This window comes from Rhizobium ecuadorense (genome assembly GCF_001187535.1).
In the GTDB taxonomy this organism is placed as follows: Bacteria; Pseudomonadota; Alphaproteobacteria; order Rhizobiales; family Rhizobiaceae; genus Rhizobium; species Rhizobium ecuadorense.
Genome location: NZ_LFIO01001778.1, coordinates 1 through 209 on the forward strand (window position 1 = coordinate 1; position 209 = coordinate 209).

1 pseudogene is annotated in these 209 nt (G+C 64.6%); it reads left to right on the forward strand.

What is annotated here, in order from left to right:
- Positions 1-193, forward strand: a pseudogene (locus AF337_RS35345) (hypothetical protein); the annotation flags it as partial.
- Positions 194-209: the final 16 nt, after the last annotated feature.

Consider the following 209-nt stretch of genomic DNA (forward strand, 5'->3'; position numbering starts at 1 on the left):
GAAACGCGGAGCGTCGTGGGCGAGCTTTTCCGGCACGAAGGGCGACCGCATCATCTACATGCGGCAGATCGCGCTGTGCGACCACGCCGTGGGCAACTTCACGCTCGAATATCCGGCCACGCAGCAGAAGCGGTACGGTCCGGTCGTCGATAGGATGGCGAAGACGCTCAAGGCGCCGGAGCACTGCGAGTGATCGGCCGACCCAGATC